General features: G+C 66.7%; 16 protein-coding genes, 1 tRNA gene and 1 pseudogene. 5 read left to right on the top strand and 13 right to left on the bottom strand.

Annotation, left to right across the window (positions count from 1 at the left end):
* The first annotated feature begins 530 nt into the window (after positions 1-530).
* Positions 531-1013 carry a hypothetical protein gene (locus AB3X07_RS06585; protein WP_369943633.1) on the top strand — a complete coding sequence of 161 codons (483 nt, stop codon included), beginning with the start codon at positions 531-533 and terminating at the stop codon, positions 1011-1013.
* Positions 1014-1492: 479 nt separating this feature from the next.
* On the opposite strand, the gene AB3X07_RS06580 is transcribed toward AB3X07_RS06585, so the two are convergent.
* Complete coding sequence (locus AB3X07_RS06580) at positions 1493-3601, bottom strand: TonB-dependent receptor (RefSeq protein ID WP_369943632.1); 2109 nt, start codon at positions 3599-3601, stop codon at positions 1493-1495.
* 186 nt (positions 3602-3787) lie between these two features.
* Here AB3X07_RS06580 and AB3X07_RS06575 point away from each other — a divergent pair, with 186 nt between their 5' ends.
* A complete protein-coding gene (locus AB3X07_RS06575) occupies positions 3788-4420 on the top strand; it encodes a TetR/AcrR family transcriptional regulator (RefSeq protein ID WP_369943631.1) in 633 nt (210 codons plus the stop codon).
* A gap of 70 nt (positions 4421-4490) precedes the next feature.
* Here AB3X07_RS06575 and AB3X07_RS06570 read toward each other — a convergent pair whose 3' ends face one another.
* Complete coding sequence (locus AB3X07_RS06570) at positions 4491-5108, bottom strand: LysE/ArgO family amino acid transporter (protein ID WP_369943630.1); 618 nt, start codon at positions 5106-5108, stop codon at positions 4491-4493.
* Between the two features lie 103 nt (positions 5109-5211).
* Here AB3X07_RS06570 and AB3X07_RS06565 point away from each other — a divergent pair, with 103 nt between their 5' ends.
* The 3 genes from AB3X07_RS06565 (at position 5212) to AB3X07_RS06555 (ending at position 8170) form a co-directional block, all read left to right on the top strand.
* Positions 5212-6120, top strand: a complete 909-nt coding sequence (locus AB3X07_RS06565; RefSeq protein WP_369943629.1) for a LysR family transcriptional regulator ArgP — start codon at positions 5212-5214, stop codon at positions 6118-6120.
* A 288-nt stretch (positions 6121-6408) separates the two neighbouring features.
* Positions 6409-6717: a hypothetical protein gene (locus AB3X07_RS06560; RefSeq protein WP_369943628.1), complete on the top strand. Its 309-nt coding sequence runs from the start codon at positions 6409-6411 to the stop codon at positions 6715-6717.
* A gap of 181 nt (positions 6718-6898) precedes the next feature.
* Positions 6899-8170, top strand: coding sequence for a right-handed parallel beta-helix repeat-containing protein (locus AB3X07_RS06555; protein ID WP_369943627.1), 1272 nt, complete (start codon positions 6899-6901; stop codon positions 8168-8170).
* Positions 8171-8846: 676 nt separating this feature from the next.
* Here the strand turns inward: AB3X07_RS06555 and AB3X07_RS06550 are convergent.
* The 11 genes and pseudogenes from AB3X07_RS06550 to ybgC form a co-directional block, all read right to left on the bottom strand.
* Positions 8847-8922, bottom strand: a tRNA-Lys gene (locus AB3X07_RS06550).
* A 63-nt stretch (positions 8923-8985) separates the two neighbouring features.
* Complete coding sequence (queC, locus tag AB3X07_RS06545) at positions 8986-9651, bottom strand: 7-cyano-7-deazaguanine synthase QueC (RefSeq protein ID WP_369943626.1); 666 nt, start codon at positions 9649-9651, stop codon at positions 8986-8988.
* Between the two features lie 190 nt (positions 9652-9841).
* Positions 9842-10513 carry a 7-carboxy-7-deazaguanine synthase QueE gene (gene queE, locus AB3X07_RS06540; RefSeq protein ID WP_369943625.1) on the bottom strand — a complete coding sequence of 224 codons (672 nt, stop codon included), beginning with the start codon at positions 10511-10513 and terminating at the stop codon, positions 9842-9844.
* A gap of 44 nt (positions 10514-10557) precedes the next feature.
* Positions 10558-11370 carry a tol-pal system protein YbgF gene (ybgF, locus tag AB3X07_RS06535; RefSeq protein ID WP_369943624.1) on the bottom strand — a complete coding sequence of 271 codons (813 nt, stop codon included), beginning with the start codon at positions 11368-11370 and terminating at the stop codon, positions 10558-10560.
* Between the two features lie 3 nt (positions 11371-11373).
* Complete coding sequence (gene pal, locus AB3X07_RS06530) at positions 11374-11892, bottom strand: peptidoglycan-associated lipoprotein Pal (protein ID WP_369943623.1); 519 nt, start codon at positions 11890-11892, stop codon at positions 11374-11376.
* Positions 11893-11962: 70 nt separating this feature from the next.
* Entirely contained in the window at positions 11963-13282 is a 1320-nt protein-coding gene (tolB, locus tag AB3X07_RS06525) for a Tol-Pal system beta propeller repeat protein TolB (protein WP_369943622.1), read from the bottom strand.
* A gap of 232 nt (positions 13283-13514) precedes the next feature.
* Positions 13515-13781 (bottom strand): annotated as a pseudogene (locus tag AB3X07_RS06520) (TonB C-terminal domain-containing protein); the annotation flags it as partial.
* A gap of 299 nt (positions 13782-14080) precedes the next feature.
* Positions 14081-15082, bottom strand: coding sequence for a cell envelope integrity protein TolA (gene tolA / locus AB3X07_RS06515; RefSeq protein WP_369943621.1), 1002 nt, complete (start codon positions 15080-15082; stop codon positions 14081-14083).
* Positions 15072-15509 (bottom strand): protein TolR, encoded by a 438-nt coding sequence (gene tolR / locus AB3X07_RS06510; RefSeq protein WP_263112683.1) that lies wholly within the window; start codon positions 15507-15509, stop codon positions 15072-15074. The genes tolA and tolR overlap by 11 nt, the downstream gene beginning before the upstream one ends.
* Positions 15510-15545: 36 nt before the next feature.
* Entirely contained in the window at positions 15546-16322 is a 777-nt protein-coding gene (gene tolQ, locus AB3X07_RS06505; RefSeq protein WP_369943620.1) for a protein TolQ, read from the bottom strand.
* Entirely contained in the window at positions 16319-16789 is a 471-nt protein-coding gene (ybgC, locus tag AB3X07_RS06500) for a tol-pal system-associated acyl-CoA thioesterase (RefSeq protein ID WP_369944674.1), read from the bottom strand. The genes tolQ and ybgC overlap by 4 nt, the downstream gene beginning before the upstream one ends.
* Positions 16790-16797 lie beyond the last annotated feature (8 nt).

The following is a 16797-nucleotide window of genomic DNA, read 5'->3' as shown; positions in this document are numbered from 1 at the left end:
AGTCCCACCCGCGCGGCTGCAGTCAGGGCCTCGGCCGGTGACGCCTCGTTGCCCATGAACACGACACCGACGCCGCCGACGCCGCCGTTCTCCTTGGTCGACCAGGCAGAACGCCCGGCGCAGCCGCGTCACAGCCGCCGCAACCCAGCCGACACGCGGCCCGGCTGGCGACGTGCTGCACCCGAAGAACGCCGGCTGGTCGAAGGCGTGCGCCCCGAGGCCTGGCTCGATCGCCAGCCCGGCCCGACCGCCCGTCAGGCGCAGCGCAGCGCAGCGCCGAACCGGCTGGCTCTCCGACAGCCCGGACGCGCCCTACGCGGGAAGCGATGAAGCGCCCTGACAGCGACTGGAGGAAGCCGCCGGCGATGGCAAGACACCGCCTTGTTCGGCCGATCCGCCGGGCCACGCAACGCCCCCAGCAATGCCCAGCCGCCGACAGGCCGGGTTCAACGTGCTATTGGTACCGTCGCACCATGGCTGTAGCGGAACGTGCCGCAGCCACCGCCCCTTCTTTTCTTGGCGTACGTCCGATGAAGCGATCCCTCCTGCTAGCCTGCGCCCTGCTCGCCGGCCCGGCGATGGCGCAGACCACCGCCGACAGCGGCAGCCGCGACAGCGAAGCGGCCAAGCGCGCGCTGGACCTGAGCGTCCCGCAGCAGCCGATCACCTACGGCGGGGACACGACCTACAAGGCCGACCCGCCCGGCGCCTACTACGGCGACACCAGCGGCACCTCGGCCTCGGCGCAGAAAGCGGCCGCGGCACAGGCACAGGCCGACGCAGCGCAGGCGCAGGCGGACCGCTGCAAGGGCGAGGTCCACGGCGCCGTGGCCACCGGCTTCGGCTACTCCAAGCGCGGCGGCAACAGCAATTACCAGGCCGCCAACCTCAACCTCTGCAAGACCTACTACAACGACGACGGCAAGCCGCGCGAAGTCGGCATCAGCATCAGCGTCGGCCAGAGCGAAGGCCCCGGCTACTACGGCCGCGGCGGCTATCCGTACGGCTGGTAGCGCTGGCGCATACCGCGCCAGCGGCGTGATGCCGCGCGCGCAACGCTGATCATCTCCGCGGCTCAGCGGTCCGCGACGCGGGATGTCACCGCTGACGCGATCGCGGCAAGGTCCAGCATCCTGTCAGGTCCAGAGCCGCGATGCGGTGACCGACAGCTCGCCGCCCGTGTCACACCCCTCGACATGGCGCAGCAGCCAGCTGCGCATCGCCGTCGATCATGTGGGGGCTTGATCACCACCCGGGCGCATCAGCTGCTGCAACTGCTCGGCCTGGCCGCTCACTACCGAGTTGCGACTGTCGAACGCACAGCAGCTTCGCGCGCATCCTGCTTCCGAGTGAACATGGACCGCCGCACTGCCCCATGAAGCGGTTCCATCCGCAGCGTCGCCGGCGCGCATCGACATGTCACCGTCGAAGCCGAGGCGTTTGGCGCCCCGCGCGCATGCCCATCGCTGTCCAGGCCACACGCGGCCGCGACTCAGAAATCCAGGCTGTACCCCACCGTCAGCGTACGGCCGCGCCCGGCGAAGTAGCGGTCCGGTTCGACCAGGGCGCTCTGCGAGTAGTAGGTGATGTACTGGCGATCGAGCAGGTTGGCGATGGCCAGGCGCAGTTCGCCGCGCGCCAGCCGGTAGTTCGCGGCCGCATCGACCAGCGCATAGCCACTGAAGCGCTTGGCCGGATCGTCGAAGCGGCGGCTGAACGCGTACTGCGCCTGCACGAAGGTGGAGAGCGTAGCGGTCCACTGCGCCGACCAGGTGCCGATGACCCGGTTGGGCGCGATGTTCAGGCCGTCCAGGCGCGCATCCAGCGTGCCGTTGGCATCGCTGTCGTAGCGTCCGCGGGTGTACGCATAGGACAGGCCGACGCGCTGCCGTTCGGTGATGCGGTAGCTGGCACTCGCGTCCAGGCCCTCGATGCGGGTCTTCTCCCGTGCCATCTGGAACGCCCCGTCCACCGCGATCACCCGCGTGCCGTAATCCGAGCGCGACTGGAACACGCCGACATCCACGTCCCAGGCATCGCCGCGCAAGCGCGTGCCCAGTTCGACGTTGCGGGTCAGCACCGGCTGCAACGCGCTGAGGCTGGCGACCGTGACGCCCGGGCTGTTGATCGAGCGCAGCACGCGGCCCACGTCGGGCATGCCGAAGCCCTCGGAGTAACTGGCGAAGACGTTGAAGCCCTCGCTGGGCGCGAACACCGCGCCGGCGTTGTACAGCGTCTCGGAGAACGACAGCGCGCCGCCCTGCACCTGCACGCGGTTGTAGCGCGCCAGCGTGCGGTAGCTGTCGATCTCCAGCTTCGCATCCTCGTGGCGGACGCCGCCGTGCAGCGTCAGTTGCGGCAGCAGCCGGTACTCGCCCTGCAGGAACGCGGCCAGGTCGCGGTACTGCGACTCGGGCACGTAGGTGCGGCCGGTGCCGTACAGGTCCTGCTTGCCGCTGTCCCACAAGGTGTCGACGCCGCCGGTGAGCTTGAGTCGGCCGCCGACCAGGTCGTCCTTGCCGAGGCTGGTCTTGGAGCCCCACTTGGAGGCGACCGAGCGCGACTGGTCGTACAGCGTGCCGGGCGGCGCGATCAGCGGATCCTGGAACGTGGCCGAGTTGTCGGCGCCGAACAGGCCTTCGAACTCCTGGTTGAACACCATCGCCTTCAGTTCCATCCCGGCCAGGTCGTGGTGGGCGTAGGACAGGCCGGTGGTCCACACGTCGTTCCACGGCGGCGTGCCTTCGGGCCGGCCGCGGACCGAGGTGGTCGGGATGCCGAGATCGCGGTCGCCGGCCACGCCCAGATACTCGGCCTTGGACTTGATCCGGTAGCGGTTGGAACTGAACTGCAGTTCCTGGTGATCGTCGATCCAGTAACCCAGCTTGGCGTGCACGTCGTAGGCGCGCGTGGCCATCAGGTCGCCCTGGGTCACGTCGGTGCCGATCGCGCGCCCGTCGCCGTCCAGGTACAGGCCCTGGTCCTCGTAGCCGACCGCGAACAGGTAGTCGAGCTTGTCGCGGCGGCCGTCGACGCGGTAGCTGGTCCGGTAGCTCATGGTCTCGGCGTCCACGTCGGTGCTCGGCAGCGTGGCCTGCACCTCGACGTGCTGGTTGAGCGCGCCCGGCTGCGGACGCCGCGTGACCAGGTTGATGGTGCCGCCGGTCGCGCCCAGGCCGTTCATCGCGTTGGCGCCCTGGATCACCTCGATGCGCTCGACCATCGCATAGTCGATCGTGTGCGCTTCGCGCCCGGTCGGGCGCAGCGGATTGGACTGCGGGATGCCGTCGACCAGGATCAACGGCGTGCGTCCGCGCAGGGTCTCGCCGCTGCCGTTCATCTTGCCGCGGCTGGGCGTGTACGCCGGCAGCAGGCTGGACAGCAGGTCCGAGGAATTGCTGCTGATGGCCAATTGCTGGGCGATCTGCTGCTGGTCGATCACCACCACGGTCTGCGGCGCCGTATCGGCCGGCTGGTCGGTACGCGAGGCGCTGACCACGACGGTCTCCAGGGTCTGCGCTGAGGGCGACTGCGCGTGGGCGCAGGCGATGGCCGCCAGCGCGGTGGACAGCGCGACGGACAGGGGAAACGGCGAAGGCATCGACGGGATCCTTTGGAACGACACGGCACCGTCCAGGCACCGCAGGTTAACGAGAATGATTATTATACGCGAAAGACAGCTTCCGACCGCCGTTTCGCCTTGCGCCGTGCCGCCGCTGGCATGCATCCGGCGTGGCATCGGCGGCACAATCAGGTCACCATCCCCCTCTTCGCCAGGACCGCCCCCATGTCCAACCTCGTTGACCTGCGCAGCGCCAGGGAACGCGAGCAGCGCATTCGCGACGCCGCGCTGGACGCGGCCGAACAGTGCATCACCGACAGGGGCCTCGGCGCGACCACCTTCGAACGGATCGCGCAGACCAGCGATGTGTCCAGTAGTGCGCTGCGCCGCTACTTCGGCGACAAGCGCGGACTGGTGCGGGCGCTGATGGAACGCAGTTACGAGCAGTCGCTGCGCACCATGTGGATGATCGAACGGCCACCAAACATGGACGCGACCGACTTCATCGCCGGCGCGCTGGAGGAATGGCTGCTGTCCGAGGCCGATGGTCGCCGCCTGCGGCTCGGCCTGGAAATCGACCTGGCGGCCGCGCGCGACCCCGAACTGGCCGAGTACGCGCGGCGTCGCGGCGTTTCCCTGATCGAACACCTCGGCGAGATGCTCAAGCGCCTGTTGCGCGGCCATGGCGACTGGAGCGGCGACGAACAGGAGTTCCAGGCGCGCGTCTACGCGGTCGCGGCGATGTGCGTGGGCCTGCACATGATGGTGGTGGGCGTGGAACTCAAGCGCATGCACCTGCAGCTGATCCTCAGCGAAAGCCTCGCCGGCATGCTCAGGTCCGCACCCGCGTCCGCCTAGCCATCGCGGTCGCGTACATGCTGCGAACCACGGCATGGCGATGCCGCGTCCCGCAGCGCCACAGGCGACGTCAATTCAACGGACGCCACAGCAACAGGCCGCACAACGTCAGCATGAAGACCGCGATGCCCGTGTCCAGCACGCGCCATGCGCGCGCCGTGCGGAACACCGGCTGCAGCCATCGCGCGCCATAACCGAGACTGCAGAACCAGACCACGCTCGCCCCGCAGGCGCCGAGCGCGAACGCCCAGCGCAGCCCGCCCGGATAGCGCGTGGACAGGCTGCCGAGCAACACCATCGTGTCCAGGTACACGTGCGGATTCAAGAACGTAAACGCCAGGCAGGTCAGCAGCACACGCCGCCGCCCATGCGGCGCATCGCCCTGTATTCGCAATGCGCCGGCACCACGCCACGCGCGTCGCGCCGCCAGTCCTCCGTAGATGCCAAGGAAGCCGGCACCGGCATAACGCAAGAGTTCCAGCAGCGCCGGCCATTCCTTCACCACCGCGCCGACGCCGGCCACACCGAGGACGATCAGCGTCAGGTCGCCCAGCGCGCAGACCGCCACCACCAGGCCGACGTGCTGTCGTTGCAACCCCTGCCGCAATACGAACGCATTCTGCGCGCCGATCGCGACGATGAGGCCGGCGCCGGCGCCGAAACCCGCCAGCAGGGCATGCAGAACCATGAGCAACTCCAGGAGCGTGGAGCGGGCATGCTCCCTGCGCCGGCGGCATTAGCCAAGCTAAATATTCTGTAGTCTGTAAAGCAATGCTAATGAGACCAGCCCCATGAACCTGCTGCATCCACAACTGGCCGCATTCTCCGCCGTTCTCGAAGAGGGCAGCTTCGACGCCGCCGCGCGTCGACTGTCGGTGACCGCCTCTGCGATCTCGCAGCGGATCAAGGCGCTCGAAGACCGCCTCGGGCAGGTACTGGTGGTGCGCCAGGCGCCATGCCGGCCGACGGCGGCAGGCGAACGGCTGCTGCGCCGGGTCAGGCCGATGCAGGCGCTGGAAGCCGAGGCGATGGCGGACTTCCTGCCGGCCAATGCCGACGCCGGGCGGCCGCACAGCATCGCGATCGCGGTGAACGACGACTCGCTGCAGACCTGGCTCCTGCCTGCGCTGGCCGACCTGCACCACGCGTACGGCTACCTGTTCGACGTGCGCGTGGACGACCAGGACCACACCCTGGAATTACTGCGCAACGGCTCGGTGCTCGGCGCCGTCACCTCGGAAAACAGGCCGCTGCAGGGCTGCAACGTGCACGCGCTGGGCGCGATGCGCTACTACGCCATCGCCGCACCGGCGTTCGTCGCCCGCCACTTCGCCGCGGGCCTGGACGCCGCGACGTTGGCGCAGGCGCCGATGCTGGTGTTCAACCGCAAGGATGGCCTGCAGGCCCGCTTCACGCGACGCATCACCCGTACCCGCCTCGACCCGCCCATTCACTACCTGCCGACGTCGACCGGCTTCGTCGACGCCGCCGCGCGCGGCCTGGGATGGTGCCTGGCGCCCGAACAGATGCTCGCACCCGCGCTGCGCGACAAACGGATCGTGATCATCGACCGCAAACGCTGGCTCGACGTGCCGCTGTACTGGCAGCATGCGGCGGTTCGGTCGAACGTGCTGCAGCACATCGGCCAGGCGTTGCGCATGGCGGCGTCGGGCATGCAGCGCGACCGCAAGAGCGCTTGAACCACGCTCGCGCTCGATAGGGATGCACTCAAGGTGGTGCGGCCAGCTCCACCATTCGCTGCGCCAGGCTCCAAGGCACGTATCTCCTGCGAACGCAACGTGCGGGCCAGACGGCTGGCGCCCTGCCGGACGCCAAGACCGGCAGCCCTCTCTTCGACAATCCGTCGCGGCGGCCAGCGCCCCTTTCTGCGCTGGCCAGTCTCATCAAGGGAGACCGGCCAGTGGGATGCTGCGCGGACCGCCACGGCAGCGGCCGCGGATACGAAGCACTCTTCAATGGAGCACGGTATGCCGGCAATCATCATCGGGACGCAGATGGAGAAGGGTTACACCAAATGGCGGCACGGTTGCTCCATCCCCGAGGCAGGGCCAGCCGATAGGCTGTTGGTGATCGAGTTCCATGGAGACCCATGGGCGATACCGGGATTCAAGGGCGATGTCCTGGACATTGCCGCGTTGCGCGAGGCCTGCCCTCTCGCAGCGGAGGACTGGATCCCGCTGCAGGGCGACCTGAAGTGCAGGGCCCAACTCGGCGTGCCGGCGCGGCTGTCCATTTCGCTAGGCCTGTATCCGCTCTCCGAGAACGCGGCCAGGTAAGGTCTTGACGGCGCCGGTGAGCTTGAGCCGGCCATCGCGCCGGAGGAACTTCGCTGGTTCGCTCGTGACGCCGTTATCCCAGAAAAAAGATTCCAAGTGCCAAGAGCGCTCAAGATTTAGTACCTATTGGAACATGATCATGCCAGCAATTGGACCGATCAACGCAGCGAGGAAACTTGACATGACCACCTCTGAACAAATTGCGCCTGTATCACCGCAGGACTTTGGCGCCATCGCGGACGGAGCATCCCATCCACTCTCGCAACGATACGAAACACTGGATATGGCACGAGCCGTCTATCCATTTGTGACGACATTGACAGACGAGATCGACTGGGCAGCGACGCAGGCAGCTGTAAATGCATCTCGACGTGTCTATGTCCCACTGGGGACATATGTACTCAACCGCGAAGTAAGTGGCCTCGCCAATTACACCACTGTGTTTGGGGAAGGACAGGGTTCGCGATTCGTAATGACCAGCGCTACCGCAAATGGGTTCCGTTTCGGGACACCATCTGTCGAGGCCGTAGGTGTGTGCTTCCGCAACATCACCATAGACGCAGTCGTGGACAAATCGGCTGGATGGGCTATCCACGGACAACGCTGGGCGCGTGGACGGCTGGAAAACGTCTTCATCGGCAGGCCCGAAGACTCATCCGTCCCACCGCGACATTTCGGCGGCATCTTCGCGGATTCATTTGACTACATCACTATTTATGCCGGACACATCGCAGCCAAAAATAGATCCATTGCCCTGCATACAGGCGCCGGATTTTTTATTGAAGGCGGCACGAAGATAACGTGCGCCAATGCCGCTAACAGCTTTGGTGTCACCGTCGGGGGTGGTGCTGGAGGAATTTATTTGGGAGCTTGTGACATCATCGACTGCGGGACGGGTCTTTACATGAGCCAGACCTACAACACCACCACCAACCGCGAGGTCTTCGTCTCTTCACTGTGCTCTGTCGACGGCGCACTGAACACAGGCGTATTCGTCGAGGCGGGCAGCGTTGTACATCTTGATTTGACCGGCACATGGATTGCGACTTCAGGCAAGGTCAATGCAGCTGGGGCGGGAATCAATATCGGCGGCCCTCAGCCTCCCGGCATGATCCTAGGAATGTCGGGCGTGAGGCTGTTCAATAACGCCGGTGGCGCGATCGTTCTAAATGGAGGCAGTGGAAATATCAGCGGCTGCAAGATCCAGCAGAACGGCCTCGGCACTGGCGGCGGGCATGGCATTCATATGGTCGCACCCGCGGTGCAGGACTATGTCGTTTCAGGAAATCTGATCGTCCACAACGGCACTACGGCCAAGGGCTACGGCATTGTTGTGGAGGCCGGCGTCAACAGCTACGCCATTACCGGCAATGTGGTACGCGCCAACACTCAAGGGCAGATTCTAGATCAGGGTGCATCGAACAAGATAGTTGCCAACAATTTAACGACCTAAAGTTGGGTCCGCTTTAAATTTTTCCGGCAAAGCGCTTCATCGCGCCGGGTTCGGAACGTGACCACAATGGAGTGCGACGTTGATCACCTGCCGATCGCTGGTGATCCCCTTCAATACGAGCGACACGTCCGGCTATCGGGCGCATATGAAGACGGCGGATACCCGGACGTTACGGGGCCGCCAGATTGCCGGAATGTGTGCAGGCCATAGCGCAGGGTTCACTCTGGATATCTCGCCCCACTGCACCAGTTCGCCGCGGGCAAGGTGATTCCATGCGACGGGCCGCGCGGCGCCGCCATCTACGGTAGCGTCGTGGATCATCAGGAACAGGAAGAACCTCGTGATGGGCTCTTGGATCAGCGCCCGCCGTCTACATTACGTTGGTCGGCTGGGACTCGACATCAAGACGCCCGGCACCCCACCTGAGCACGCCCGGCGTTGGTGTAGGCAGGTCAAGCACGGCGCGACGACCACGAGCAGCCGGTCCTTGGCGAAGCAGCAACCGACCAAGCTGTTGTGCGAACTGGGATGTGCGCAACCATTCACATCGCGGTCAAAGCACTAGAACCGCTGGCCAATCGCATGCACCGAAGAAGTCTCATACAAGACGCACGACGTCACGACTTTCCCGACGCCGTGATAAGGCGCTCGCTGTGAGGCAAGCGCCTGATTTTTTTGGTGGGCCGTGATGGATTCGAACCATCGACCAAAAGATTAAAAGTCTTCTGCTCTACCGACTGAGCTAACGGCCCAAAACAATGCCCCGGCGTTGCGCCGGGGTGCGTAGTCTACCCCAGCCCCGCGTCAACGCGAAATCAGGCGTAGCGGGTCGGGTCGGCCACGCCGGCATCGGCGAAGCCGGCCGCGCGCAGGCGGCAGGCATCGCAGTGGCCGCAGGCGCGGCCGGCGGCGTCGGCGCGGTAGCAGGACACGGTCAGGCCGAAGTCCACGCCCAGGCGCAGGCCCTCGCGCACGATGTCGGCCTTGCTCATGCGCTGCAGCGGCGCGTGCACGCGCAGCCCGGCGCCTTCCACGCCGGCCTTGGTCGCCAGGTTGGCCAGGGCCTGGAACGCGTCGATGAACTCCGGGCGACAGTCCGGATAGCCCGAGTAGTCCACCGCATTGACGCCGCAGAAGATGTCGGCCGCACCCAGCACCTCGGCCCAGCCCAGCGCCACCGACAGCATGATGGTGTTGCGCGCCGGCACGTAGGTGACCGGGATACCGTCGCCACCGGCGTCCGGCACCTCGATGTCGTCGGTCAGCGCGGAGCCGCCGATGCTGCGCAGGTCCACGGCGACGGTCTTGTGCGCCACCGCGCCGAGCGCGGCGGCGACACGCTCGGCCGCGTCCAGTTCCGAGGTATGGCGCTGGCCGTAGCGCACGCTCAGCGCATGCACGGCATAGCCCTGCTCACGGGCGATGGCGACGACGACGGCGGAATCCATGCCACCTGAGAGTAGGACGACGGCGTTTTTCATTTGGGGGCCGGGAATGGGGAATGGAGAAACGGGAATGGTTAAAGCGTAACAGCCGCACTGGACACAGAGGATGAGCGATCGCCGGCTTTCAAGTCGCGGAAGCGAAGCGCGCAACAGGGGACGTCGGCAACGCGCCGCTTTTCCGATTCCCGTTTCCCCATTCCCGATTCCCAGCTGCGCACCGGCGCAGCTAACGGCCTGGCTCGTCGTTCCACAGCAGCTTGTGCAACTGCATCTGGAAACGCACCGGCAGGCGGTCGGCGACGATCCAGTCGGCCAGGTCGCGCGGCGCCAGTTCGCTCTTGCTCGGCGAGAACCAGACCGTGCAGCGCTCGTGCAGGCGGTGCTCGGCGACGATCGCGCGCGCCCACTCGTAATCGGCGCGGCCGCACAGCACGAACTTGATCTGGTCGCGCGCGGTCAGCAGCGGCAGGTTCTCCCAGCGGTTGCGCTGCACTTCCTGCGAGGCCGGCGTCTTGATGTCGAGCACCCGCGATACGCGCGGGTCGACCTCGGCGATGTCCAGCGCGCCGGAGGTTTCCAGCGACACGTCGTAGCCGGCGTCGCACAACTGTTCGAGCAGGCGCAGGCAGCGTTTCTGCGCCAGCGGCTCGCCGCCGGTCACGCAGACGTGGCGCACGCCGTGGCGCGCCACTTCGGCCAGGATCGCCTCGATGTCCCACCATTGCCCGCCATGGAAGGCGTAGGCGGTGTCGCAGTAGCTGCAGCGCAGCGGGCAGCCGGTCAGGCGCACGAACACGGTCGGCCAGCCGGCGCTCTCGGCTTCGCCCTGCAGCGACAGGAAGATCTCCGTCAGCTTCAGGCGCGGGCTTTGGACGATATCGCTGGGAACGGCGGCCATGGCGGGAAGTATGCTCCCGCGACGAGGGCGGCAGCGGTTGGGGCTCAGCGCAACTGCTGGCCGATGCGGATCGACTGGAGGCGGTCCTGGGCGGTGCGCGCCGCATCCGATCCCGGATACTGGCTGATCACCTGCTGCAGGGTCTGCTCGGCTTCCTGCGCCTTGCCTTCGCCGTACTGCGACAGGCCCAGCTTGAGCAGGGCGCCGGACGCCTTGTCGTGCGTCGGGTAGCGGCCGATCAGGTCGCGGAACTGCGCCTCGGCCAGCGGGAAATTCTTGGTGGCGTAATAGCTCTCGCCAAGCCAGTACAAGGCATTGGGGGCATAGACGCCGTTCGGGTACAGCTCGAGAAAGCTCTGGAACAGGTTCGCCGAGTCGGCGTACTTGCCGGCCTTCAGCGCGTCGAAGGCGACGTTGTAGCTGGTGCGCTCGTCGCCGGTGGCGGCGAGCGTGCCGGCATCGCCATGCACCGACGGCGGCCGTTCGGACACGGCGGCAGCCGGCTTGGCAGCGGGTGCGGAGGCGGCCGGTGCGGCAGCGCCGGCCGGCGGCAACGGCGGCATGGCGCCACCCTCGAGCCGGTTCAGGCGGCCGTCCAGGTCCAGGTACTGGTCCTTGGCGCGCTGCTTGAGCTGTTCGTTGTCGTGCTGCAACTGCTCGATCGTCGCTTCCAACGCCTGCATCTGCGTCCGCAGCTGGTTGAGCTGGTTAAGCATGTCGGTGTTGGCCTGGGTGTTCATGGCCTGCTGCTCGAGCACGGCCACGCGATCGGCAAGACTCGCGCGTTGCGCATGAACCGGAGCGGCGGCCACGAGGGCCGCCGCGACGATCATCGATGTGAGGACACCGATACGCATGGATTACTGCGCCGTGTAGACGATCTCGACGCGACGGTTCTGCGACCAGCAGGACTCGTTCGACTCGGTGCAGACCGGACGCTCTTCACCGTAGCTGACCACGGTCAGCTGCGCAGCCGAACCGCCGGCCGCCTGCAGCGCCGAGGACACGGCGTTGCCACGACGCTCGCCCAGGCCCATGTTGTACTCGCGCGAACCGCGCTCGTCGGCATTGCCCTGCAGGGTGATGCGCGAGGACGGACGGTCACGCAGGTACTTGGCGTGGCAGGCCATGATCGCCTGGAACTCCGGCTTCAGCGAGTCCTGATCCAGATCGAAGTAGACCACGCGCTGGCGCAGGCAGGCATCGGTGTCCAGATCGCCCGGGCCGTACAGGCCGGAGGTCGACGGGCCGGTCGAGGGGGTGTTGCCGGTGGTGCTGGTGGTGTCGGTCTGGGGAACTTCCTTGACCTTCTTGGTGCAGCCGGCCAGAGCTGCGACGGACAACAGCGAAACAAGCAGAACGCGGGTGGTCTTGTTCATGGGGATACCTTTGTGGCTCCTGAGCCTAGAGGGGTTCAACGCAGCGAAATATTAACATCAAACTTACATGTCAACGCGCGGTCCGATACGGCGACCACGACGGCTCGCGCACATCGCCATCGGCCAGCACCAGGCGCTGACGGACGCGGGCATCGGCCGAAACCGCGTAAAGCACGCCACGTCCGCCTTCGCGGGCGGCATACAGGACCATGCTGGCGTTGGGAGCGAAGCTCGGCGACTCGTCCAGCGAGCCCGTAGACAACGTGCTCCAGCGGGGCGAACCCAGGCTGCGATCCATCATCGCGATCTTGTAGGTGTTGCCGCTGCCCTGGGCGACGGCGATCTTGTTGCCGTCGAAGGACACGCTGGCGGTGGCGTTGTAGTTGCCCTGGAAGGTCACCCGGTTGGCGCTGCCGCCGGTCGCCGCGACCTGGTAGATCTGCGGGCGGCCGCCGCGGTCGGAGGTGAAGTAGATCGAGCCGCCGTCCGGCGCCCAGGTCGGCTCGGTGTCGATGCCGAAATGGTTGGTCAGCTGGGTCAGCTGCTTGCTGCCCAGGTCCATCACGTAGATCTCCGGATTGCCGCTGCGCGACAGCGCCAGGGCCAGCTTCTTGCCGTCCGGCGAGAACGACGGGGCGCCGTTGATGCCGCGGAAGCTGGAGACCAGTTGGCGCGCGCCGGTGGCGATGTCCTGGATGTAGATCGAGGAGTTGCCGCGCTCGAAGCTCACGTAGGCCAGCTTCTTGCCGTCCGGGCTCCAGTTCGGCGACAGCAGCGGCTCGGCCGAGCGCACGATGGTCTGCGGGTTGAAGCCGTCGGAGTCGGCGACCATCAGCGCATAGCGCATCGCCCCGCCCTTGCCGCTGGCGGTGACGTAGGCGATGCGGGTCCAGAACGCGCCGCGCACGCCGGTGATCTTTTCGTAGATCGCATCGGCCATCTGGTGCGCCACGTCGCGCATCGCGCTGGCGCGGGCGGTCATCGCCAGGCCGAGCATGCGCTCGCCCTTGGCCACGTCGAACAGTTCGTATTCGACCCGGTAGGCGCCCTCGCCCGCGTCCATCACCCGGCCGGCGACCAGGTAGTCCTGCTTGAGCGCGCGCCAGGTGGCGTACTGCACTTCGCTGCCGCGGGTCGGGCGCTCGACGATCTGCGCCTCGGGCAGGTTGCGGAACTGGCCGGACCGATCCAGGTCGGCACGGACCACCGCGGCGACGTCGGTGGACGGCGCGGCGGCCGAGCCCTGGTACGGCATCGGCACGACGGTGATCGGGGTCGCCGAGGCGTTGCCGCCGACGATGTCGATTTCCAGACCCTTGTCCTGCGCGGACGCGGCCAAGGGGAGCAACAGGGCGGTCAGGACGGCAAGCCAGCGCGGCAGTTTCTTCATGGGTCGCTCAGCGGTACTCGGGAAGGCGCAAGAGATAGCAATGCGCGGGTGAACGTATTCGCAATCATGAACCATCGCCATGTGAAGCCGATGGCAGGAAGCGCGGATTATCGCCGATCGCACCGCCGCGAGGGAGAGTTCCCCGACCTCGCCGGGCCTGCCAGCGGCGTCCAGGACCCTGGAACGGCGCGCGAACTTCGCATCCCCAGTCCCGAATCTCGATCCAGGCCTCTCAGCGATCCCGCGCAGTGAAGGTGAGGTTCAGTTCGCGCACGAAGACCTGCTCGAAGCCGCGGTAGGGCAAGGGCTGAGCGCGCAGCACCGCCGCTTGGATCGAGCGCCGCCCAGCCTCGTCGTAGGGACAGTCGGGGCTGACCTTGGCCTCGATCACCTGGCCGGGGGGAATCTGCTTGATCGAGATCTTGCACTTCTGCCCCAGCGGCACCGAATCCGGCCGCACCCACTGGCTCAGTATCGCCTGTTGAATCGCCGCGGCGTAGTCGGTTTCCTGGCCCTTGTCCTGCGCGGAGGCGGCCAAGGGGAGCAACAGGGCGGCCAGGACGGCAAGCCAGCGCGGCAGTGTGTTCATGGGTCGCCCAGCGGCACTCGGGAAGGCGCAAGAGATAGCAATGCGCGGGGGAACGTATTCGCAATCATGAACCATCGCTATGTGAAGCCGCTGGCAGAAAGCGAGAATGATCGCCGATCGCGCCGCCGCCCGGGAAGTTCCGGACCTGCCGGCCGGCCTCCATGACCCTGGAACGGGGCGCAAAACTTCGCATCCCGAACCCCGGCCGCTCAGCGATCCTGCGCGGTGAAGTTGAAGGTCAGCTCGCGCGCGAACACCGACTCGAAGCCGCGATACGGCAACGGTTGCGCGCGCAGCACCGCCGCCTCGATCGAGCGGCGGCCCGCCTCGTCGTAGGGACAGTCGGGGCTGACCTTGGCTTCCATCACGGTGCCGCCTGGAATCTGCTTGATCGCGATCTTGCACTTCTGCCCCAGCGGCACCGAATCCGGGCGCACCCACTGGCTCAGCACCGCCTGCTGGATCGCCGCGGCGTACTTGGCCTGCAGATCGGTGTTGGTGCCGTTCTGGCCCGGCGCCGGCTGCGCGGTGGACGCGGCGGATGCCGAGGCCTGCTTGGCGCGCAGGTCCGCGAGCTGGCGCAGCTTCTGCTCGGCCAGCTTGGCTTCGCGCTCGGCCTGCTCGCGCTGCTTGCGGATGTCGGCGATCTTCTTCTGCCGCTCCTCTTCCTGCTGGGCGGCCAGGCGCTGCTTCTGCTCGGCCTCCTGCTGGCGCTTCTGCTCGGTCAGGTCGATCTGTTCCTGGCGGCGCTTGGCCTCCTGCTCCTGCTTCTCCTTCTCCTGGGAGATCGCGGTGCGGCTGGCGCGGTCCTGGTCGACCTTGTCCGGCACCGGAACGAAGTCCTGCGCCTTCTTTTGCTGCTCGGTCGGGGCGTCCTGCGGCTTGGGCACCGGCACCGGTTGCGGCGGCGGCACGGCGTCTTCCTCGGCCACCTCCTTGACCGGCTCGGGCAGCGGCTCGGGCAAGGGCTTGGGCGCATCCTGCACCGCCTTCTGCGCCGAACGCACGTCGGCGGCGGACACCACCAGAGAGGCCTCGACCATCGGCGAGCCGGCCGCCGGTTCCACCTGGCGTACCGGCGACCACCACCAGGCGAGGAAGAACAGCAGCGCGATCAGCACGTGCACGCCCACCGCCAGGGCGATGCCGTACAGCAGGCTGTCGTTGTCGCCCTGGGTCAGCGGCGGTCGATTTTCGGCTTCAGCGTGCATTGGTACCGGGCTGGCTCATCAGGCCCACCTTGGGAACGCCGGCCTGCTGCAGCATGACCATGGTGTCCATGACCAACTGGTAGTTGGAGCTGCCGGGCGCGGCGACGAACACCGGCACGTCCTTGTTCTGGCCGACGAAGGCCTGGATCTTAGCCTTCAGCTCCGGCGCGCCGATCTTCTCCGGCTTGCCGTCCTGCAGGGTCAGCGTGTAGCGCCCCTCGGCGTCGACGGTGACGATCACCGGATCCTTCTTGCTCTCCACCGAACGCGCGGTGGAATCGGGCAGGTCCACGTCCACGCTCAGGCTGAGCAGCGGCGCGGTGACCATGAAGATGATCAGCAGCACCAGCATCACGTCGATGTAGGGCACGACGTTGATCTCGGACTTGAGCTTGCGGCGCTTGCGGCGGGAAATGGCGGCAGTCATGCGGGAATCCTGGGATCGTGGGCGGGCGGGCGACGCTCAGTCGCCGCTGGCCTGGCGCTGCAGGATGGAGCTGAACTCTTCGGAGAAGGTCTCGAAGCGCACGGCCAGGCGCTCGACCCGGGTGGTGAAGCGGTTGTAGGCCCACACCGCCGGGATCGCCACGAACAGGCCGATGGCGGTCGCGAACAGCGCCTCGGAGATGCCCGGCGCGACCGCGGCGATGCCCGCCTGCTGGCCGCTGTTGATCATGTCGTGCATGGTCACCATGATGCCGAACACGGTGCCGACCAGACCCACGTAGGGCGCGGTGGAGCCGATGTTGGCGAGCAGTTCCAGGTTGCGCTCCAGGCGATCCACCTCGCGTGCATAGGTCGCGCGCATCGCCCGCTGCGCGCCTTCCAGCTGGATGCGCGCGTCGAGCTTGCGCTTGTCGCGCAGGCGGGTGAACTCGCGGAAGCCGGCCTCGAAGATCGCCTCCAGCCCGCCGACCACGCGGTTGCGGTCGGCCGCGCCGGCATAGAGCTTGGTCAGGTCGGTGCCGGACCAGAACCGGTTCTCGAAGTCGTCCGCCTCGCGGTTGGCCTGCTTGAACACCCGCGCCTTGCGGAAGATGATCACCCAACTGATCAGCGAGCCGAGCAGCAGCAGCAGCACGATCACCTTGACCGGCAGGCTGGCCTTGACCATCAGGTCCAGGTAGTTGATGCCGCCGTGGCTGGCGGTATGGGCGACGGCCTGCGCGGCGGTCTGGGTCACGTCCTGCGGCAGCGCCTCCACCACCGTGTCCTGCAGGGCCAGGAGCAATGCGATCATCCGTCGTTCCTCAGTAATTCGGCTTCAGTGATTTCGAGAACTTTCAATGCGTCGTGCAGCGCGTCGTCGATGCCGCGCGGGCGGAAAGTGCCGGCGCCCAGCGCCGCCACCTTCACCTGCGCGCGCAACAGCAATTCGCCGTCGCGGTGGATCGACTGCGCGAACACCAGGCTGGCGCGCTTGCAGTGCGACAGCGCGACGCCGACCTGCAGGGTATCGTCGAGGCGGGCCGGGCGCAGGAAGTCGAGCTGCATCGCGCGCACCGCGAACACCAGATCGTGTTGCAGGCGCAGGCGCTCCTGTCCATAGCCCAGCGCACGCAACCACTCCGTGCGCGCGCGCTCCAGAAAGGCGACGTAACGCGCATGGTAGACCACCCCACCGGCGTCGGTATCTTCCCAGTAGATGCGTGTCGGCCAACTGAATAGCCGGGAATCGGGAACAGGGAATGGAGAATGGGCAGTCAAGAGCGGCG

The sequence above is a fragment of the Xanthomonas sp. DAR 35659 genome, assembly GCF_041242975.1.
Classification (GTDB): domain Bacteria; phylum Pseudomonadota; class Gammaproteobacteria; order Xanthomonadales; family Xanthomonadaceae; genus Xanthomonas_A; species Xanthomonas_A medicagonis.
This window is presented reverse-complemented; position numbering and strand designations above follow the sequence as displayed.